A 16,873-nucleotide genomic window follows, 5' to 3' on the forward strand; every position below is an offset into this window, starting at 1 on the left:
TCCTAGCGCGTGGGAATGGAAGGATGCGGCAAATCCCAGTCCTGCCGGTGGTATGTGAGAGCGGCATGCCGCAATTCTCCAACATGGACGAGTTTGCCTTGATGGGACGGGAACTGCGGGCGCGCCGTCAGTCGCCTCCTTCTTGCCTTGCTGCAGCCGCCGCTTCTGCGGCACGGCGCGTCAATAATGCCCGCTCCGCGCCATTCCCGGTCATTTCGGCGGCGGTTTCGAAAGCCTCCGTAGCCTCGCCATAGCGGGCAAGCTTGAAAAGCAGATCGCCACGCACTGCCTGCAACAGATGATAGGACTGCAGTTGACGCTCGCCGAGCAGGACGTCGATGATAGCAAGGCCGGCTGCCGGGCCTTCGGCCATTCCGACTGCAACGGCCTGGTTCAGCGTGACCACAGGCGATGGCTGGATCGCGGCCAGTCGACCATAGAGGGCAGCAATATGATGCCAATCGGTCTCCTCGGCGCGGACCGCCCTCGCATGGCAGGAAATGATCGCCGCCTGAAGCGTGAAAACACCGTCTTCGCCGCCAAGCTCGCGCGCCCGCTTGAGCGCCTGCAGGCCGCGGCGGATGCGGAACTGGTCCCACAGAGTACGATTTTGGTCGAGAAGCGGGACCGGCTCACCCGTCGCATCCGTGCGTGCGGCGGCTCGCGAGGCGTTCAGCTCCATCAACGCCAGCAAACCGTGCGCTTCCGGCTCTGCCGGCGCAACAGCCGTCAGCAGCCGGCCGAGGCGCAATGCCTCATGGCAAAGCTGGGGCCGCAACAGGCATTCGCCACGAGCTGCCGTATATCCTTCATTGAAGATCAGATAGACGACCTCGAGCACCGAGGCGAGACGTTGCGACAGTTCCTCACCGCGTGGTGTCTCATAGGCCAATCCGGATTCCGAAAGCGACCGCTTGGCTCGCAAAATGCGCTGGGCCACGGTCGCCTCGGGCAGCAGAAAAGCGCGCGCGATTTCCTCCGTCGTCAGACCGCAGATCATCTTGAGCGTCAGGGCAACGCGTGACTCGCGCGAGATCGTGGGGTGGCACGCCGTAAAGATGAGACGCAGCATCTCGTCGCCGATATCGTCGTCGAGCGCTGCATCATGATCCGGCATGATCATCTGCTCCTCTTCGATCTCGCGGGCGATCATTCCATGCCTGCGGTCCCTGACGGCCAGATGCCGCAGGTGATCAAGCGCACGGCGCTTGGCCGTCGCCATCAACCAGGCGCCCGGCCGCTCCGGCACGCCGGTGCGAGGCCAATTTTCCAGTGCTGCGACGAGGGCTTCCTGCGTCATGTCTTCGGCAAGCGTCACGTCGCGCAGCATCCTTGCGAGGCTGGTGATTAGCCGCGGCTGCTCGACGCGCCAGACCGCAAGGATCGCGCGGTGGGTATCAGCGGCCGTCAAGGCCGCCGTTTTCCTGAATCAGGCTCGTACATCATTGCGCAGCAATCACCCGCGGATCACACATTCTTTGCATCTCCTCGGTCCAGTAGGGACGCACTTCGCAGGTGCCTTCCCAACCGGGCATGTGATCAATATGGAGCTGCATGAATTCGACGGCGACGGCGACCGCCTCTTCCTTGCTCTGGAACTCGAAGATTGCATAGCCGCCGATGACTTCCTTGGCCTCGACGAAGGGGCCGTCGATGACGTTGAGCTTGCCTTCCTTGATCGTGACGCGGGCGCCCGTCGAAAGCGGCATCAGGCCTGCCGTATCGATCATCCGGCCGGCCTTGGTCTCGCGGTCGGCGAGCTTGCCCATGGCCTCCATCAGTTCGGGCGTCGGATGGGCGGTCTGGGCAGAAGTAATGATAGACATGAAACGCATGTTGTATCCCTCCGAGACGGGTGCTGAGATTACCGCAGCTCAATGAGCCCGCTCATCACGTCGACGATGCAGAACGACATAAAACGACATGGGTGCGAAAATATTTTGGCGAGACGCCGATTGCAAACGGGTCGCCGGCAGATTCGTCGCCCGGCCGAGTGGATGCTTATGTCGCAAGGCAAACGCATCTCCCATCTGGGTGGGTGAAAAAAGTCATGCTATTGCTTTGGCCGGGCATGCTGCCCCATGGCCATATCCGGAGAGACGGCAAATGAGATACGCACTCGTGATCCTCCTGACCATCCTGGGCTCTTCGACCGGATATGCGCAGACCAGCACACGCATTGCCCGACCCGGCTGCATCGGTTCAAACTGCGCGATTACAGAGACCAATCGGCCCGGGGCTTATCTACGCCGGCCTGCGACGAATTTGCCGAAAAGGTCAGACCAGACGAAGGGACGTTGCTATGTCGATAGCCATGGAACGCGTGTCTGCAAGTAATAACAGCTCTTTGCAGGCTGAATTCCAGGTCTGCTATTCGTCCCAGGCCGGGATCCCACGGTCGTCCACGAAAGTCCGATTGGTGACTTCCACCGTCTTATGACGCCTTGACGATCCTGAAGCCCTCGACTTCCCTCACCAGCGGCAGATGCGCCCAGCGATCGTTGTCATGCATCATGATCAGTTTCGAGTGATCGCCGGCGATCTCCTCATTGATGCGGTCCATCGTCTCCAGTTGCTTCCAGATGCTGCCAATGCCGTTGTTGAGCGGCGCAAAGACGCCGTCATGATTGTGGCCGGTGAGGTTGAGCTTCGAATAGATGCAGTCTCCCGCTGCCACCAAGCGACCGCGGCCGGTTTCGACGATGACGAATTGCTGGCCGAGCGTGTGCCCTTCTCCGAGCCGGACATGGATGCCGGGCAGGATATTGTCCTTGTCGCCGTCTACAAGCATCAACCGATGCTCGACGGCTGCATCGAAGGCCGAGCGCATATTGTCCGGATTGATGATGGCGGTCAGGAAGCCGTATTGCGGCGGCAGGGCCATCGCCTCGTTCCAGGAAAGCCATTCACGTTTCTGGATGAATATCCGTGCCTTTGTAAACGCCGAGATCGAACCCATGTGATCGAAATGGGCGTGGCTGAGAACGATGTCCGTAACATCGTCAGCCTTCACGCCGAGCTCTTCGAGCATGCGCACCGGCGAGATCCAATAGGGAATGCCGAACTTCCTGGAGAAATCCGCCCCGCTGCCCTCGTTGAGAAAGCCGGTGTCGATCAGCACATTCTTTTCACCGTTCTGGGCAAGCACGAAGCCGAAAGGCAGGTCGAGCACATCGGAAGGCGGCGCCCCGTTGACGAGGTCGATCAGCGGCTGGTCCTTCGACCGCGCGAATTCGATGACATGGACCTCCCAATGATTGGACATCGTATGCTCCTAACGCTGCGAGAGAATTCGGCCGAGGCTCGACAGCCCGACGGCGATGATGAGGATGGCGCCCTGGAAGATATATTGCGAATAGGTCGGTGCGCCGAAGATATTCAGCCCGTTGAAACCGAAGGCGATGATCAGCGCCCCGATGAAGGTTCCGAAGACATGGAACTCGCCGTCGCGCAGCGTCGCCGAGCCAAGGAAGACGGCGGCGAATGCCGTCAGCAGGTAGGGATCAGCGGCACTGGTCGTGCCGCTTCCCAGCCGCGAGGCGAGCAGGATGCCTGTGAGTGCGGCGCACATCCCCGAGATGACGAAGCCGAGGATCTTGATGCGATCGACATTGATGCCGGCGAGCCGCGCTGCCGACGGATTGCCGCCGACCGCCTGGATTTCCTGGCCCAGCGCAGTCCGCTCCACCAGCACCCAGAGCCCGCCGAGCACCACGGCCATGATGACGATATTGTTCGGGATGCCGAAGAGCCAACGGCCGAGCGACACCTGCAGAAAGGCCTCCGGCACACCGGCGGTAATGGGTACGCCGGCGGAATAGGCAAAGGAAAGGCCTGTCAGGATCGTGCCGACGCCGAGTGTCGCAATGACGGAATTGACCTTCACCTTGGTCACGATCAGCCCGTTGACCAACCCGATCAGGCCGCCGAGCACGACAACGATCAGTATCGCCAAGCCGATCGGCAGCTTGTTGGAGACGATCAGGCCGGTCACCAGCACGCCATGCAGCGAGGCGGCAAACCCAATCGACAAGTCCAGTTCGCCGACGATCACGGCGAGCGTGAGCCCGCCGGCGATGATCATCGCGAGCGAGGTCTGGTTCAGCACGTTGGTGAAATTGTAGATCGTCGGAAAGGCGCGCGGCGATAGGATCGAGAAGGCGACGATCATCGCCACCAGACCTATGATCGTCGCATAGCGCGCAAAAGCGCCAAGGGCGCGCCTGGCACCCGGCGAAAGACTGCGTGTCGAAACCGCGACGTCGCTCATGTCATGTCCTTTCCGTGCCGTCGAAGGCATAGCTTGCCTCGACGATCGCATTGCGCGTGATGCCCGCTCCGGTCAGTTCGCGAACGATCCGTCCCTCCGCCATGACGAGGACGCGATCGCAGAGATCGGGCAGTTCGTCCGGCTCCGAGGAGACCACGATGACGGCCATGCCGCGTGCGGCGAGATTGCGGATCAGGCGATGGATGTCGGCGCGGGCTCCGATATCGACGCCCCGCGTCGGTTCGTCGAGGATGAGGATTTTTGGCTGCCGCAGCAGCCAGCGACCGATCACCACCTTCTGCTGGTTGCCGCCGGAAAGCAGGCCGACCGGCGTCTCGATCGACTGCGTCTTGACGGAGAGATCGCGCACGATCTGCGCCGAAAGATTTTCGCGGCGGCGATAATCGATCAGCGGCAGCGCCGGATTGCGGATGATGTTCAGAAGGTTTGCAAGCTGAAGATTGAAAGCGACGCTCTTGCTCAAAAGTAGGCCATCGGCGCGGCGCTCTTCCGGCACCAGCCCAAGCCCGGCCTTGACAGCCTGCACAGGGCTCTTCGGCAGGAAAGGCTTTCCTTCCAGCGTCATCGCACCGGAATCGGCGCGATCGGCACCATAGATCAGGCGGACAAGCTCCGTGCGGCCGGCACCGACAAGGCCGCCGATACCGAGTACCTCACCGCGATGCAGATCGAAAGAGACGTCCTTGACCTTCGGAAGCCGCGTCAGCCCAGCGACGGAGAGGACAGCTTCGTTCCGCACATAGTCCTTGTCGTGGCTGAGCTTTTCGACTGCACCGCCGACGATTGCCTCGACAAGGCTTGCGCGCGTGAGATCGGGCTTGTCGATGACTGACACAAAATTGCCGTCTCGGAAAACGGTCACGGCGGCGCAGAGCCTCAGAATCTCGTCAAGCCGATGCGAGACATAGAGGATCGCAACGCCGGAATCGCGCAAATCCTCGACGATCCTGAACAGCTTTTCGCTTTCAGCCGCAGAGAGCGAGGCTGTCGGCTCGTCCATCACGATCAGCCGTGCCCTGCGCATCAGCGCCCGGCAGATGTTGATGAGCCAGTTTTCGGCCGTCGATAGATCCTTCACCTCCGCATTCAGCGGCGCGGTGATGCCGACGCGCCGGGCGATGGGCTCGACATCCCGCGCGATCGCCTTCCAGTCGACGAAGCCGAAGCGTGTCTTCTTCGGCAGCCCGAGCATGATGTTTTCCAGGACAGTCATGCCCGGAATGAAGGCGAGTTCCTGATGGATAAAACTCATGCCGAGATCGGTAGCGGCAGCCGGATTGGCAATCGTTACGGGGCTGCCATCGATCAGGACTTCGCCGGCGTCGGGATGGGTCAGTCCCGCCAGCACCTTGATAAAGGTTGATTTCCCGGCGCCGTTGGCGCCGACCAGCCCGTGGATTTCACCGGCGCGCAGCGTCAGCGACACGCCCTTCAACGCTTGTGCGCCACCATAGGCTTTCCTGATGCCATGGGCAACGAGAAGCGGAGGCGTTACGGACGCCTCCTTTTCCGGATTGGACGCGAGCATCGCTACTCTTCCATTTCCTGTTTCAAGCCGGCTTACTGCACCGCGTCCGGATGCTGCTTCAGGAAGTCCGCCACCGTATCCTTGGTGATCAGGACGGCAGGCACTTCCACCGCCTTTGGCTTCCAGTCCGCGCCGGCTTTTTTGATGTCAGCCACCAGCTTAATCATATTGTAGCCTTCGGTGTAGCTGTCTTCCCAGGCGGTCGCGGTCATGTGACCGTTCTTGATGTTTTCGATAGCCTGCGCATTGCCGTTGACGCCGTAAACGGTCACGTCGTCGCGGCTCTGGGAGCGAAGCGAACCGATCGCGCCGATCGCCGGATCGTCCCAGCAGCCCCAGATGGCGAGCTTGCCATCACCGGGGGGATGCGATGCCAGCCATGCGTTGGCATATTGCGCGCCATCCTCGAAATAGCCGGGGATACGCACCTCGTTCTTCGTGACCTTGATGTCAGGATATTTCTGCAGCATCTGATCCATCAGCGCTTCGCGATTACGGCAGACCTCGCCGGTATGATAGGTCAATGCCAGAAGCTCGCCCTTGCCGCCCATGTCGTCGATCATCTTCTGGATGACCGGTTCGGCGATCGGTGCACCGGATCCATTGGTCGCAGCCACGCTCAGGCCGAGGCCGCCGCCCCAGGTGACGACAGGAATGTTGGCTTGCTTTGCCGCATCGAGACCCGCGCCGATCGACGAGGCGGGAAAGACGAGATCGGCAATCGCGAAGGCGCTGCGCTGCGCGAAATTCTGGATTGCCGCATTCGCCTGGTCGGCGCTGCCGGCGGCATCGACCACAGAAACATCATAGCCGAGTTCTTCCGCCGCCTTCTTGGCGCCGTTGATATAGCGAACGTTGTTCGCTTCGGTTGCGGCGATCGAGACGATGCCGATCAGCGGCTTGTCCGCCGCATGTGCCTGAAAGCCTGCCATGGCCGCTGCGGCGACCAGGAAACCAAACCCAACGAATTTCATGGAACTCCTCCTCCCATCCAGCCGGCTTTGTTTGGCAAACACCAGCTAACCGTTTTGCTAGCATTCTCGATTTCTGTTGGTTTCGCAAGCGGATTTTCAGTTTTTTCTGGACAAATTCGCCGAATTGCCACAGCCTTATCAGCGAAACGATTAGTTACAATGCTCCGGGTGGCGAATGGCGACAATCAGGGATGTGGCAAACCGGGCGCAAGTCTCGACGGCAACGGTGTCGGCCGTCGTCAATGATTCCGCCTATGTCAGCCCGGAATTGCGCACCCGGGTGCTTGCCGCGATCAACGATCTCAATTATGCGCCGTCGCAGGCGGCGCGCAGCCTGAAGCGCGGGCGCAGCCAGCTGATCGCGCTCGTGGTCGCCGATCTTGCCAATCCCTTCTTCGCGCGTCTGGTCTGGGCGGCGGAGGCGGCGGTGGCCGCCTGGGGCTATTCGCTCGTGCTCTTCAACAGCGACGAGAAACCGGAAAACGAACGCCGAATCCTCGCCCGCATCCGCGCACTCTCCTGCGACGGCATCATCCTCGTTCCAGTCGACGTGGTCACGGCGCAGCCGCAGCGCGACAGCGAGGGCGAGCAAATCCCGACCGTTCTGTTCGGCCGCACGGTCGAGGGACAAAAGACGGATACGATCACCATCGACAACATTTCCGCGGCCCGTCAAGTGACCAATTACCTGATGGATCTCGGCCATGTTAGGATCGGCACCATCACGGGCCCGTTGCATCTTACGACAGGACGTGGTCGTCTCGACGGCATGCTGGAGGCCATGCGGGCCCGCGGGCTGGAGCCGGCGCCCAATCACGTCAGGGCCGGTGAATTTCGCGAAGACACGGCCTATTCGGTCGCCCGCGAGCTGCTGACGCAGGCCGAACCGCCGACGGCGCTGTATGTCGCGAACGGTGTCATGGCACTGGGCGTCATGCGCGCTCTGGCGGATCTCGGCCTCAAATGTCCCGACGACATCTCGATCGCTTCCACCGACACCATTCCCGGCATCGGCGGACTGCGTCCGCGGCTGACCCGCACCGAGCATCCTGTGATCGACATGACCAACGAAGCTCTACGGCTGCTTGTCGACCGGATCAATCGCGGGACCAGCGTGGATGCCCGCAACGTCGTCTTCCAACCCTCGCTCGTCGTCGGGGAGAGCTGCGCGCCACTGAGGAACTTGGGAAAGTAGGCCTCGGCGCTAACGTTCCATTGCCCGCAAGATGCGATCGCATCGTCAATCCGGTCGCGACAGCTGGTGCGCTGCACCTAGACCATTCAACAGAAAAGCGCCGTCAATTATCGGTGGCGGGAGCGTGCGAGCACTCCAAGAAGTACGGCAAAGAGCACGACCCCTAACAGGAAACCGATCGACCCGCCCCAAACCTCGCCTGATGTCCCACCCAGCACGCCGCCGAGAACTCCCCCAATCAGGAGCAGAAGAACCGGAAACACGCAACCAATCATTGTTGAGATCCTGCGAACGATTGTGTTGATGGTCGAAATTCTAGGCCCATTGGGGCTGATGGTCATAGATAGCAATTGATATCAGATTGTCAGCGTGGACAAGCAGAGACACTGATAGTAGCTATACTTGTGTCTTCGACCGAAAGCACGGCTGGTGAAATACCGAGGAGACGCGTTTCGATGAAATCATGCGGACATCTGACGTTGATCCGGAATGTTGCTCCCCGGACGCTTGGTTGCGAAGAATGCCTCGAAATCGATCAGGGTTGGGTCCATCTCCGCCTCTGCAGGGAATGCGGCCATGTTGGCTGTTGCGACGATTCCGTAGGCCGTCATGCGACGGCGCATTTCCGAGAGACGGGTCATCCCATCATCGAGGGCTACGACCCGCCAGAGGGCTGGGGATGGTGCTATATCGACGAGACGGTGGTGGAGCTGCCGAACCAGACGCCACAGAGCGGTCCCATCCCGCGATATATTTGAGACCGAACACGATTATCGGAGGGCCGCCATGTCGACTTCTAGCAGCCGCATTGAGCAGATGTTCCCCGTTCTCACCGCCCGTCAGATGGCGAAGGCCCGGCGCTTCGCGAGCGCGGATGCCCGCAAATTCGAAGCGGGCGAAACCATCTTCGGCTTCGGCGAAAAAGCCGCACCCATATGGATCATTCTGGAAGGCTCACTTGAAGTCTTCCGCCACGACGGCCCGTTGAACGAAACCGAGGTCGTCGTCCACAAGCCCGGTCACTTCACGGGCGAGGTCAGCCAGCTCGCCGGCCGGCCCTCGCTCGTCAGGGGTGTCGCGGGTCCCGAAGGATGCGTCGCCCTGCCCTTCGATGGCGCACATCTTCGCGCGATGGTCATCGGCTCGGCCGATATCGGCGAGCTGGTCATGCGCGCTTTCATTCTGCGTAGGGTGGCGCTGATCGACACGGGCGGCGCGGGCTCCATCCTTCTCGGGGTGCCGGGCAGTTCAGCCTTGACCCGCCTTCAGGGCTTCCTGACCAGGAGCAATTATCCGCATCTGGTCCTCGACTGCACGGTCGACGAAGAGGGGCAGGCCCTCGTCAAGAGGTTGGGGGTCGCACCCGAGGATGTCCCGGTAATGGTATGTCCGAACGGCACTGTTCTGAAACATCCGACTGAGCTCGAAGCGGCCATGTGTCTTGGCATCACGCCCGACATCGACCCCGAAGCGCTCTACGATGTCGCGATCGTCGGCGCGGGTCCTGCCGGGCTGGCATCCGCGGTCTATGCCGCCTCCGAGGGTCTGAAAGTCATTGTCGTGGACGAGCGTGCGGCAGGCGGACAGGCAGGCGCATCGGCGAGGATTGAAAACTATCTTGGATTCCCGACGGGAATTTCAGGCCACGCCCTTGCCGGACGCGCATTCAATCAGGCGCTCAAGTTTGGCGCCGATATCGCCTTACCCCTTGCCGTGCTCGACTTCCGGCCGGCCCAGCAACCGGGGGAGCCGCATTTCCTCCAGCTGACTGGGGAGCGATCCGTCCGCGCCAAGACTGTCGTCATCGCGTCAGGAGCACGCTACCGACGCCCGGCGGTCCAGAACATCGACACTTTCGAAGGAGCGGGAATTTCCTACTGGGCGACGCCCGTCGAGGCACGGTTGTGCCAGGGCGAGGAGATCGCCCTCATTGGCGGCGGCAATTCCGCCGGGCAGGCTGTCGCATATCTGGCGCCGCAGGTAAGAACGCTCCATCTCGTCGTGCGCAGGCCACTCGAAGAGACGATGTCGCGCTATCTGATCGACCGCATCGCCGCCCTTTCGAACGTGGTCCTTCATGTCGGCTGCGAGATCGCATCCGTGTCCGGAAACGATCGTACGGGACTGTCGGGCGCTGTCTTGCGCGATGCGGCGGCGGAACGAAGCCTAGAGCTCGCGCTGAGGCACCTCTTCCTGTTCATCGGAGCGGATCCGAACGCTGATTGGGTCAGATGCCGCGTGGCTCGCGACAAAAGCGGTTTTATCCTGACCGGCACGGACGCGGCGACAGATCGGTCCGGCCAGCATCCCCATCCCCTGGAGACAAGCGTCCCCAACCTCTTCGCGATCGGCGACGTCCGGTCGGGTTCGACGAAGCGCGTGGCGGCGGCGGTCGGCGAGGGCGCGGCAGTCGTCGCCCAGATCCACGCCGCACTCAAATCGATGAACAACGTCGCCGAGCAACCGCTCCTTCGGAGATAACCCGCACGGCAGGCCGTCGATCCCTCGACGGCGCCGAAACGCTCCTGACTGGTAAATGCCGCGCCGGTGGCAAGCGCGAATAGCCTACGCCCAGCTGTAGCGGCTACGGCATTTTCGGTTCACGCACCTGTTCGGTGCGATATGCCGGAATTGGCCGCGACAGTATCCTTCATCGCGGCATCGGCGGCTTCCAGCGCCCGATCAATGTCGGCCGGCTGGTGTGCGGCGCTCAGAAACATATTGTGCTTCGGATGGAGGTAGATGCCACGCCGGAGCGCTGCCGCGCAGAAGGTGTTCGCGATCTTCAGGTCGGGATCGTTCTCGAAGCGCAATATCGGCATTTGCGCCGGTCCTGTCTGATGCAGAACGACACCATGCCGTTCAGCGATGGATGCCAGCCCCTCTCTGAACCTTAGGCCCATCGCTTCCATATGCGCTAGAGCGTTGGTGCTCTTGAGGATGCCGATGGTCTTGATGCTGGCGGCCATCGCCGCCGAGCCGTACCAGAAGGAACCCGTAACGAAGATCTTTGACGCCCCGTCCAGCATGCGGCGATTTCCGGCAACGGCCGCAAGAGGCCAGCCATTGGCAATCGCCTTCGAATAGGCGCCGAGATCAGGCTTGACCCCGTGCATCGCCCAGCTGCCACGCACATCGAGGCGGAAGCCCGCGCGCACGTCATCAAGGATGAGAGCAGCACCGGTGCGGTCGCATATGCTTCGGGCATGCCTGAGGAACGCCGGATCCGGCATCTCCTGATCCCGGTTCAAGTCATGGCGAAATGCCGTGAGCAGTATGGCAGCCAGATCGTCACCGGCGCCGGTAACCGCTTCATCGAGGCTCTGGGCGTTGTTGTAGTCGAAGAAAATAACGTGGGCGCGGTCCTCTGCCGTCACGCCGACCACCGAGGGCGAACACCACGGAACCGCACCGTGATAGGAGCCGCGCGCGACCAGGATCTTGCGCTTGCCGGTGGTGGCGCGGGCTATGGTTACGCAGGTCGTTGTCGCGTCTGTGCCGTTCTTCTGGAAAAGAGCCCAGTCGGCATAGTCAATCGTATCGACGAACAGCTCGGCGAGTTCGACCATCCGCTCCGTCGGACCATTGGCGATATCACCCCTGGCGATTTCCGCGAGCGCGGCGGTATTGACCTCCGGATGTCTGTAGCCAAGGATATTGGGGCCCCAGGCACACATGAAATCGATATATTCGTTGCCTTCAGCATCCCAAACGCGGCAACCGTCGGACTTCGAGAAAAATTGCGGATACCCTGGGCCGATAGCACGGGTCGCCATATGGCCCCACATACCGTTCGGCACGACCTTGCTTGCGCGTGCGAGAAGCTCGCTGTCCCGGCTATTGGTCAAGCTTTGTTCCATTTTATTCTCCCTGTATTGCTGTCTAGCGCCGCAGCGCCTGTTTTTGTGAAACGAAGGGCGTCCAGACCAACCCCGACGGCAGATCCGGAATAGTCTCGAGCTAGGTGGCTGGCGGCGCAGTAATCACGGTTTCTCCGGTTCGGTCGGATGGCCGCTGAAGAGTTGGCGAAGGATGGATTTCAGGATGCACGCACGGCCTGTCGACCGTAGGTTTTGTAACGCTCCTTGACCTCGACCAGGTCGTCTGGGGTCAGAACCACGGGCTGCGCGAACGAGCGGCAGAGAATGTATTGGCGTGCCAGCGTTTCCAATTTCAGCGTCCGGCCGAAAGCCTCGGCGACTGACGTGCCGACCGCGACCATTCCATGATTTGCAAGCAGGCAGGCCGTGCGGCCCTCAATCGCTTCGACTGTCGCATCGGCAAGTTCGGGAGACCCGAAAGCGGCATATTTGGAGCAGCGAATGTCATCGCCGCCAAAGCCGGCGATCATGTAGTGAAAGGCCGGCAGAGATTCGCGCGCGCAGGATAAAGCCACGCAGTGATCCGGATGGGCGTGGACGATCGCCTGGACTTCCGGGCGAGCCTTGTAGATCGAGGCATGCAGCGCCCATTCGCTTGAGGGCGTTACCTCGCCCGACCAGGCGCCATCGAAATCCATTGATACGATCAGCTCCGGCCGGAGCGACTTTGGGGGTGCGCCCGTCGGCGTGATCAGCATGCCGGCATCGAGCCTGACGCTGATATTGCCTGACGTCCCTGCATTCAGTCGAAGCGCCTCGGCTTCGTTCGAGGCATCGACCAGGGATTGGCGAAGTCGTTCAGCACTAGCGTTCATGGATCAGCCTTTCGGGGGCCAGCGGGTTAGAAGGGGGTCTTCGGCGATGGGGTGACACATGTCCTCCAGAGCCGTGGCGAAGAGGTCGATGCTGCCGAGCTTGCCTGACTTCAGCATCAGTGCGATCGGGAAAGGCTCCGTCGCAACCGCACGGGAAAAGCCCGGTTCGCGATAAGGCCCGGGCTGCAGGTCGCGAATACCAAGCGCCCTGACGATGGCCCCCGACGTCTCTCCACCAGCAACGACCAATCGGCGAACGCCGAGCTCCAGGACGATGACTTTGGCGATCTCGGAGAGGATGGCCTCTGCTCGCGCGCCAAGTTCGAGCCGCCCATGGGCCGATTGCAGCTCATCGATACGATGCTGCGGCAACGCAGTGCTGATCGCGAAATTGCCTCCGCTGGCGATGGCGGAAACGGCAAACCGCCGGGCTTCCTCCACGAGGTCATGGCCGGCATAGGCCCGTGCGATATCGACGGTGCAGACCGGGCTCGTTGCACTGAACCGTTTGAGCTGGGCGGCGCTCTGTGGAGCAACACTGCCGACCAGCACTGCGCCCGGGCCATCCACCGGTGCAAGTCTTATCGCTGAAGCCTGTTCGACAAGCCCGCGTTCCAGCCATATCGGCGGCAGATGGGCTGTCACCGACGAATTGCCGGTCAGGAAGCGCATATCGGCGCTGGCGCGTGCCAGGGCCGCAAGATGGTGTTCGTAAAGCGTATCCGCGATGAAGAGCGACTTTCCGGCTCGGGCTGCCTGGTCCTGGGCGTTGGACCTGATAGCGTCCGGCCCTCGGTCCACGACGGTGTAGTCGATCAGCCCGACAGACCTCCGGCTTTGGCCCTGCAGCACGCGCACGAGGTTCGAATCCGTCATTGGCGTCAGTGGATCAAAGCGCTTCGACGATTCTCCGAGGAGTTCCTCGCCTGCGAACATGTGCCCCTGGTAGACGGTTCGCCCGGTCTCGCAGAGCGCCGGCACGAAGAAGGCCTGATCCGTGCGCAGCCGCTCCATGATGGCTTCAGCACAAGGCCCGATATTGCCAGCCGGCGTGGAGTCGAAGGTCGCGCAGTATTTGAAGAATATCTGCCGGGCGCCGCGGTCGAGCAATATGTCGAGGGCTGCAAGCGTCGACCGGACGGCATCCTCCACGGGGGCAACACGTGACTTCAGAGCGATGACGTGGGCGGTCCGAATATCCGCCGGCATCTCGATCCCCACGGATAGGGATGTCGGAATTCCGCGCGCGACCAGCATTGAGGCCAGTTCGAGCCCGCCGGTCAGGTCGTCGGCGATCACGCCGAACACGAGGCCGGGTCGGGTGCCGTTGTTCGTTTCCATCACGCCACCTCTCCGAGATTGGTTTCGGGGAAGTGGCAAGCAGCCTTGTGTCCGTTTTCGATGTCTCCGAGTTGCGGAACGACCGTCGAGCAAATCTCCTGCGCTTTCCAGCAGCGCGTGCGGAAAGGGCAACCGGAGGGGACATTGAGCGGACTGGGCACATCGCCTTTCAGCGTAATGCGCTGGCGCACGCGCTCGGCATCCGGGTCAGGCAAGGGAGCGGCGGAAAGCAGCGCCTTCGTATAGGGATGGGCCGGGTTTTCATAGATCTGCCCGGCCTTGCCGATCTCTACGACCTTGCCGAGATACATCACCGCGACGCGATCGGACACATGCCGGACGACGGCAAGATCATGCGCGATGAAGACATAAGCGATGCCAAGTTTTTCCTGCAACTCCTCAAGCAGGTTGAGCACGCCTGCCTGCACAGAAACGTCAAGCGCCGAGACCGGCTCGTCCAGCACGAGGATTTCCGGATTGAGCGCCAGGGCGCGAGCGATGCCGACGCGCTGCCTCTGCCCGCCGGACAGTTCATGCGGGAAGCGTTGTCCGTGCTCTGGCGCCAGCCGGACGAGGTCCAGCAATTCCGCCGCCCGCTCCAATGCCGGTTTGCCGGTAGTGCCTATGAGACGCAGCGGCTCGGCGATGATGTCTCGAATGCGCATGCGTGGATGCAGCGATGCGAGCGGGTCTTGGAATACGATTTGCAGATGGCGCCGGAACAGACGCATCTCGTCGGCGGAAAGCGTGGCGAGATCGGTGCCCTTGAAACGCACCTCGCCGGATGTCGGCTCGACGAGCCGCAGCAGACAGCGGCCAAGTGTCGATTTCCCGCAACCGGACTCCCCGACCACGCCCAGCGTCTCACCCTTGAGAAGATCGAAGGAGACACCGGCGACCGCTTTGACCGTTCGGACGGATTGCCATCCGAACAACCCGCCCTTGATTGCGAAATCCTTGGTCACATCACGGACGGAAAGGACCGCCTCGGCGTTTTGGGGTTCCGATAAAACAGTGGAATTCATCATCGTCCCACGCTCGAAATCTGTTGATCGGAGGCGCTGCCGTGGAGCTCCCCGGCGAAATGGCACGCACTCATGACGCCATCGATCTGCTTTAGCGGAGGCTCATCCGACCGACAGATATCGCGGGCCATCGAGCAGCGGGGATGGAACGGGCAGCCATGCGGCCGCGTGCTCAGCAAGGGAGGGCTACCGGGAATGGGCTGAAGCGTGCCTTCCCTGCCGCTGATGGTCGGAAGGCAGGACAACAGCCCGCGCGTGTAGGGGTGTCTCGATCGATAGAAGATCTCGCGAACCGGTCCCTTTTCCATCACCTTGCCGGCATACATCACGATGACAGTGTCTGCCGCGCCCGCCACGACGCCGAGGTCATGCGTGATCAGTATCAGCCCCATCGAGAACTGATTTTGCAGATCCTTGAGGACTTCGAGGATCTGAGCCTGCACGGTCACGTCGAGCGCGGTGGTCGGTTCGTCGGCGATCAGGACTTCGGGATTGTTTGCGACAGCCATGGCGATCATGACGCGCTGGCGCATGCCGCCGGAGAACTCGTGGACATATTGGTTGGCCCGGACCTCCGGCTGCGGAACGGAGACGAGTTCGAGAAGCTCGATCGCCTTCTGCTTTGCTTTTGCTGCCGACATGCCGGGATTATGGAGGCGCAGCGCTTCGGCGATCAGTTTGCCGACGGTGATGACAGGATTGAGCGCCGTCATCGGGTCCTGGAAAACCAGGCCGATCTTGCTGCCCCGCAACTGCTGAAGCCGGCGTTTGGAAGCGCCGATAAGTTCCTCGCCGTGAAGCTTGATCGAGCCCGAGAGCTTCGATTGTGACGGCGGCAATCCCATCACCGCGCGCATAGTGATGGATTTGCCGGAGCCGGACTCGCCGACGATCCCGACGACCTTGCCGGCTTCGGCAACGAAATCGACGCCGCGGACGATTTCGACGCCGTTGCTGAGGGTCACGCGGAGATCGCGAACGTCAAGCAATGGTTCATTGTTTACCATTGATCAATGCTCCCTCGGATCGAGTATGTCGCGCAGCGCGTCGCCAATGAAATTGAAGCCGAGGCCAAGGGACAGGATTGCGATGCCGGGCCCGAAAGCGATCCACCAGGAATAGAAATGGGCGGCTCCGTCGGAAATCATCGCACCCCATTCGGGGCTTGGGGGCTGGGCGCCAAGCCCGATGAAGCTCAGCGAGGCTGCCAGCAGCACCACCTGCCCGAAGTCCATGGTCGCGCTGATGATCGTTGGGGTCCACGAAAGCGGGAGGATATGCTTGGTCAGCAATCGGAAAGATGTCGCGCCGCCGGCGCGCGCAGCCTCGATATGATCGCGTGATATGACATCCAGCACCTGCCCTCGCATCAGCCGGGCATAGACCGGCCACCATACGGCGATGACGGCGATCGCGGCGTTCTGCAGCCCAGGCCCGAGCGATGCCGCAACGGCCATCGCCAACAGAACCGGTGGAAAGGCAAGCGTCACATCGACGAGACGCATGATCACGCCGTCGACCCAGCCTCCGAAAAAGCCGGCAATTGCCCCAAGCGCCGAACCGATCAGCACCGAACAGATCACGACCACGGCGGAAATCGCGATGGAGTAACGCGCGCCATAGAGTGTGCGCGTCAGCACGTCACGGCCCAGCGCATCCGTGCCCAGCCAATGTTGCAGCGACGGTTCCTGCAATTTCCGGCCGATGAGCTTCAGCGGATCGTAGGCGCTCCACATATCGATGGTCAGGGCGACGAAGATCCAGAAGACGACAATCGCCAGGCCGATGATCAAGACCGGCCGCATTGTAATACCCGACTGTTT

General features: G+C 61.5%; 15 protein-coding genes. 3 read left to right on the forward strand and 12 right to left on the reverse strand.

The genetic code is table 11. The features are described from left to right. Window positions 1–127: 127 nt before the first annotated feature. The 6 genes from EV561_RS15100 to EV561_RS15125 form a co-directional block, all read right to left on the reverse strand. The gene (locus tag EV561_RS15100) at window positions 128–1,411 is read right to left on the reverse strand and encodes an RNA polymerase sigma factor (protein WP_132522825.1); all 1,284 of its coding nucleotides are present in this window, start codon (window positions 1,409–1,411) and stop codon (window positions 128–130) included. Window positions 1,412–1,442: 31 nt separating this feature from the next. Then, window positions 1,443–1,835, reverse strand: a complete 393-nt coding sequence (locus EV561_RS15105) for a YciI family protein (RefSeq protein ID WP_132522827.1) — start codon at window positions 1,833–1,835, stop codon at window positions 1,443–1,445. Between the two features lie 599 nt (window positions 1,836–2,434). Further along, window positions 2,435–3,265, reverse strand: coding sequence for an N-acyl homoserine lactonase family protein (locus tag EV561_RS15110; RefSeq protein ID WP_132522829.1), 831 nt, complete (start codon window positions 3,263–3,265; stop codon window positions 2,435–2,437). A gap of 9 nt (window positions 3,266–3,274) precedes the next feature. After that, a complete protein-coding gene (locus tag EV561_RS15115; RefSeq protein WP_132522831.1) occupies window positions 3,275–4,270 on the reverse strand; it encodes an ABC transporter permease in 996 nt (331 codons plus the stop codon). Between the two features lies 1 nt (window position 4,271). After that, complete coding sequence (locus tag EV561_RS15120) at window positions 4,272–5,819, reverse strand: sugar ABC transporter ATP-binding protein (RefSeq protein WP_132522833.1); 1,548 nt, start codon at window positions 5,817–5,819, stop codon at window positions 4,272–4,274. A 32-nt stretch (window positions 5,820–5,851) separates the two neighbouring features. Beyond that, window positions 5,852–6,793, reverse strand: coding sequence for a sugar ABC transporter substrate-binding protein (locus EV561_RS15125; protein ID WP_132522835.1), 942 nt, complete (start codon window positions 6,791–6,793; stop codon window positions 5,852–5,854). 175 nt (window positions 6,794–6,968) lie between these two features. Between EV561_RS15125 and EV561_RS15130 the strand changes: the two genes are divergently transcribed. The 3 genes from EV561_RS15130 to EV561_RS15140 all read left to right on the forward strand — a co-directional run bounded on the left by EV561_RS15130 (window position 6,969) and on the right by EV561_RS15140 (window position 10,469). Then, window positions 6,969–7,988, forward strand: coding sequence for a LacI family DNA-binding transcriptional regulator (locus EV561_RS15130; protein ID WP_132522837.1), 1,020 nt, complete (start codon window positions 6,969–6,971; stop codon window positions 7,986–7,988). Window positions 7,989–8,443: 455 nt separating this feature from the next. Continuing rightward, window positions 8,444–8,746 (forward strand): UBP-type zinc finger domain-containing protein, encoded by a 303-nt coding sequence (locus EV561_RS15135; RefSeq protein ID WP_132522839.1) that lies wholly within the window; start codon window positions 8,444–8,446, stop codon window positions 8,744–8,746. 28 nt (window positions 8,747–8,774) lie between these two features. Then, window positions 8,775–10,469 (forward strand): FAD-dependent oxidoreductase, encoded by a 1,695-nt coding sequence (locus tag EV561_RS15140; RefSeq protein WP_132522841.1) that lies wholly within the window; start codon window positions 8,775–8,777, stop codon window positions 10,467–10,469. Window positions 10,470–10,588: 119 nt separating this feature from the next. Here EV561_RS15140 and EV561_RS15145 read toward each other — a convergent pair whose 3' ends face one another. The 6 genes from EV561_RS15145 to EV561_RS15170 form a co-directional block, all read right to left on the reverse strand. Continuing rightward, window positions 10,589–11,848: an aminotransferase class III-fold pyridoxal phosphate-dependent enzyme gene (locus EV561_RS15145; protein WP_132522843.1), complete on the reverse strand. Its 1,260-nt coding sequence runs from the start codon at window positions 11,846–11,848 to the stop codon at window positions 10,589–10,591. 179 nt (window positions 11,849–12,027) lie between these two features. Beyond that, complete coding sequence (locus EV561_RS15150) at window positions 12,028–12,684, reverse strand: class II aldolase/adducin family protein (protein WP_132522845.1); 657 nt, start codon at window positions 12,682–12,684, stop codon at window positions 12,028–12,030. Window positions 12,685–12,687: 3 nt separating this feature from the next. Continuing rightward, the gene (otnK, locus tag EV561_RS15155; RefSeq protein WP_132523313.1) at window positions 12,688–14,025 is read right to left on the reverse strand and encodes a 3-oxo-tetronate kinase; all 1,338 of its coding nucleotides are present in this window, start codon (window positions 14,023–14,025) and stop codon (window positions 12,688–12,690) included. Beyond that, window positions 14,025–15,050 carry an oligopeptide/dipeptide ABC transporter ATP-binding protein gene (locus tag EV561_RS15160; RefSeq protein ID WP_132523315.1) on the reverse strand — a complete coding sequence of 342 codons (1,026 nt, stop codon included), beginning with the start codon at window positions 15,048–15,050 and terminating at the stop codon, window positions 14,025–14,027. Before EV561_RS15160 ends, otnK begins: the two co-directional genes overlap by 1 nt. Beyond that, window positions 15,050–16,057, reverse strand: a complete 1,008-nt coding sequence (locus EV561_RS15165) for an ABC transporter ATP-binding protein (protein ID WP_132522847.1) — start codon at window positions 16,055–16,057, stop codon at window positions 15,050–15,052. The genes EV561_RS15160 and EV561_RS15165 overlap by 1 nt, the downstream gene beginning before the upstream one ends. Before the next feature lie 3 nt (window positions 16,058–16,060). Further along, window positions 16,061–16,855, reverse strand: coding sequence for an ABC transporter permease (locus tag EV561_RS15170; RefSeq protein WP_245512674.1), 795 nt, complete (start codon window positions 16,853–16,855; stop codon window positions 16,061–16,063). Window positions 16,856–16,873: the final 18 nt, after the last annotated feature.

Source organism: Rhizobium sp. BK376 (genome assembly GCF_004341625.1).
Classification (GTDB): Bacteria; Pseudomonadota; Alphaproteobacteria; order Rhizobiales; family Rhizobiaceae; genus Rhizobium.

What these genes read in the sequence shown, in the direction of transcription:
- EV561_RS15105 (WP_132522827.1), bottom strand. Translation starts at nt 1,835, where the DNA reads ATGCGTTTCATGTCTATCATTACTTCTGCCCAGACCGCCCATCCGACG.
- EV561_RS15110 (WP_132522829.1), bottom strand. Translation starts at nt 3,265, where the DNA reads ATGTCCAATCATTGGGAGGTCCATGTCATCGAATTCGCGCGGTCGAAG.
- EV561_RS15115 (WP_132522831.1), bottom strand. Translation starts at nt 4,270, where the DNA reads ATGAGCGACGTCGCGGTTTCGACACGCAGTCTTTCGCCGGGTGCCAGG.
- EV561_RS15120 (WP_132522833.1), bottom strand. Translation starts at nt 5,819, where the DNA reads ATGCTCGCGTCCAATCCGGAAAAGGAGGCGTCCGTAACGCCTCCGCTT.
- EV561_RS15125 (WP_132522835.1), bottom strand. Translation starts at nt 6,793, where the DNA reads ATGAAATTCGTTGGGTTTGGTTTCCTGGTCGCCGCAGCGGCCATGGCA.
- EV561_RS15130 (WP_132522837.1), top strand. Translation starts at nt 6,969, where the DNA reads ATGGCGACAATCAGGGATGTGGCAAACCGGGCGCAAGTCTCGACGGCA.
- EV561_RS15135 (WP_132522839.1), top strand. Translation starts at nt 8,444, where the DNA reads ATGAAATCATGCGGACATCTGACGTTGATCCGGAATGTTGCTCCCCGG.
- EV561_RS15140 (WP_132522841.1), top strand. Translation starts at nt 8,775, where the DNA reads ATGTCGACTTCTAGCAGCCGCATTGAGCAGATGTTCCCCGTTCTCACC.
- EV561_RS15145 (WP_132522843.1), bottom strand. Translation starts at nt 11,848, where the DNA reads ATGGAACAAAGCTTGACCAATAGCCGGGACAGCGAGCTTCTCGCACGC.
- EV561_RS15150 (WP_132522845.1), bottom strand. Translation starts at nt 12,684, where the DNA reads ATGAACGCTAGTGCTGAACGACTTCGCCAATCCCTGGTCGATGCCTCG.
- otnK (WP_132523313.1), bottom strand. Translation starts at nt 14,025, where the DNA reads ATGGAAACGAACAACGGCACCCGACCCGGCCTCGTGTTCGGCGTGATC.
- EV561_RS15160 (WP_132523315.1), bottom strand. Translation starts at nt 15,050, where the DNA reads ATGAATTCCACTGTTTTATCGGAACCCCAAAACGCCGAGGCGGTCCTT.
- EV561_RS15165 (WP_132522847.1), bottom strand. Translation starts at nt 16,057, where the DNA reads ATGGTAAACAATGAACCATTGCTTGACGTTCGCGATCTCCGCGTGACC.
- EV561_RS15170 (WP_245512674.1), bottom strand. Translation starts at nt 16,855, where the DNA reads ATGCGGCCGGTCTTGATCATCGGCCTGGCGATTGTCGTCTTCTGGATC.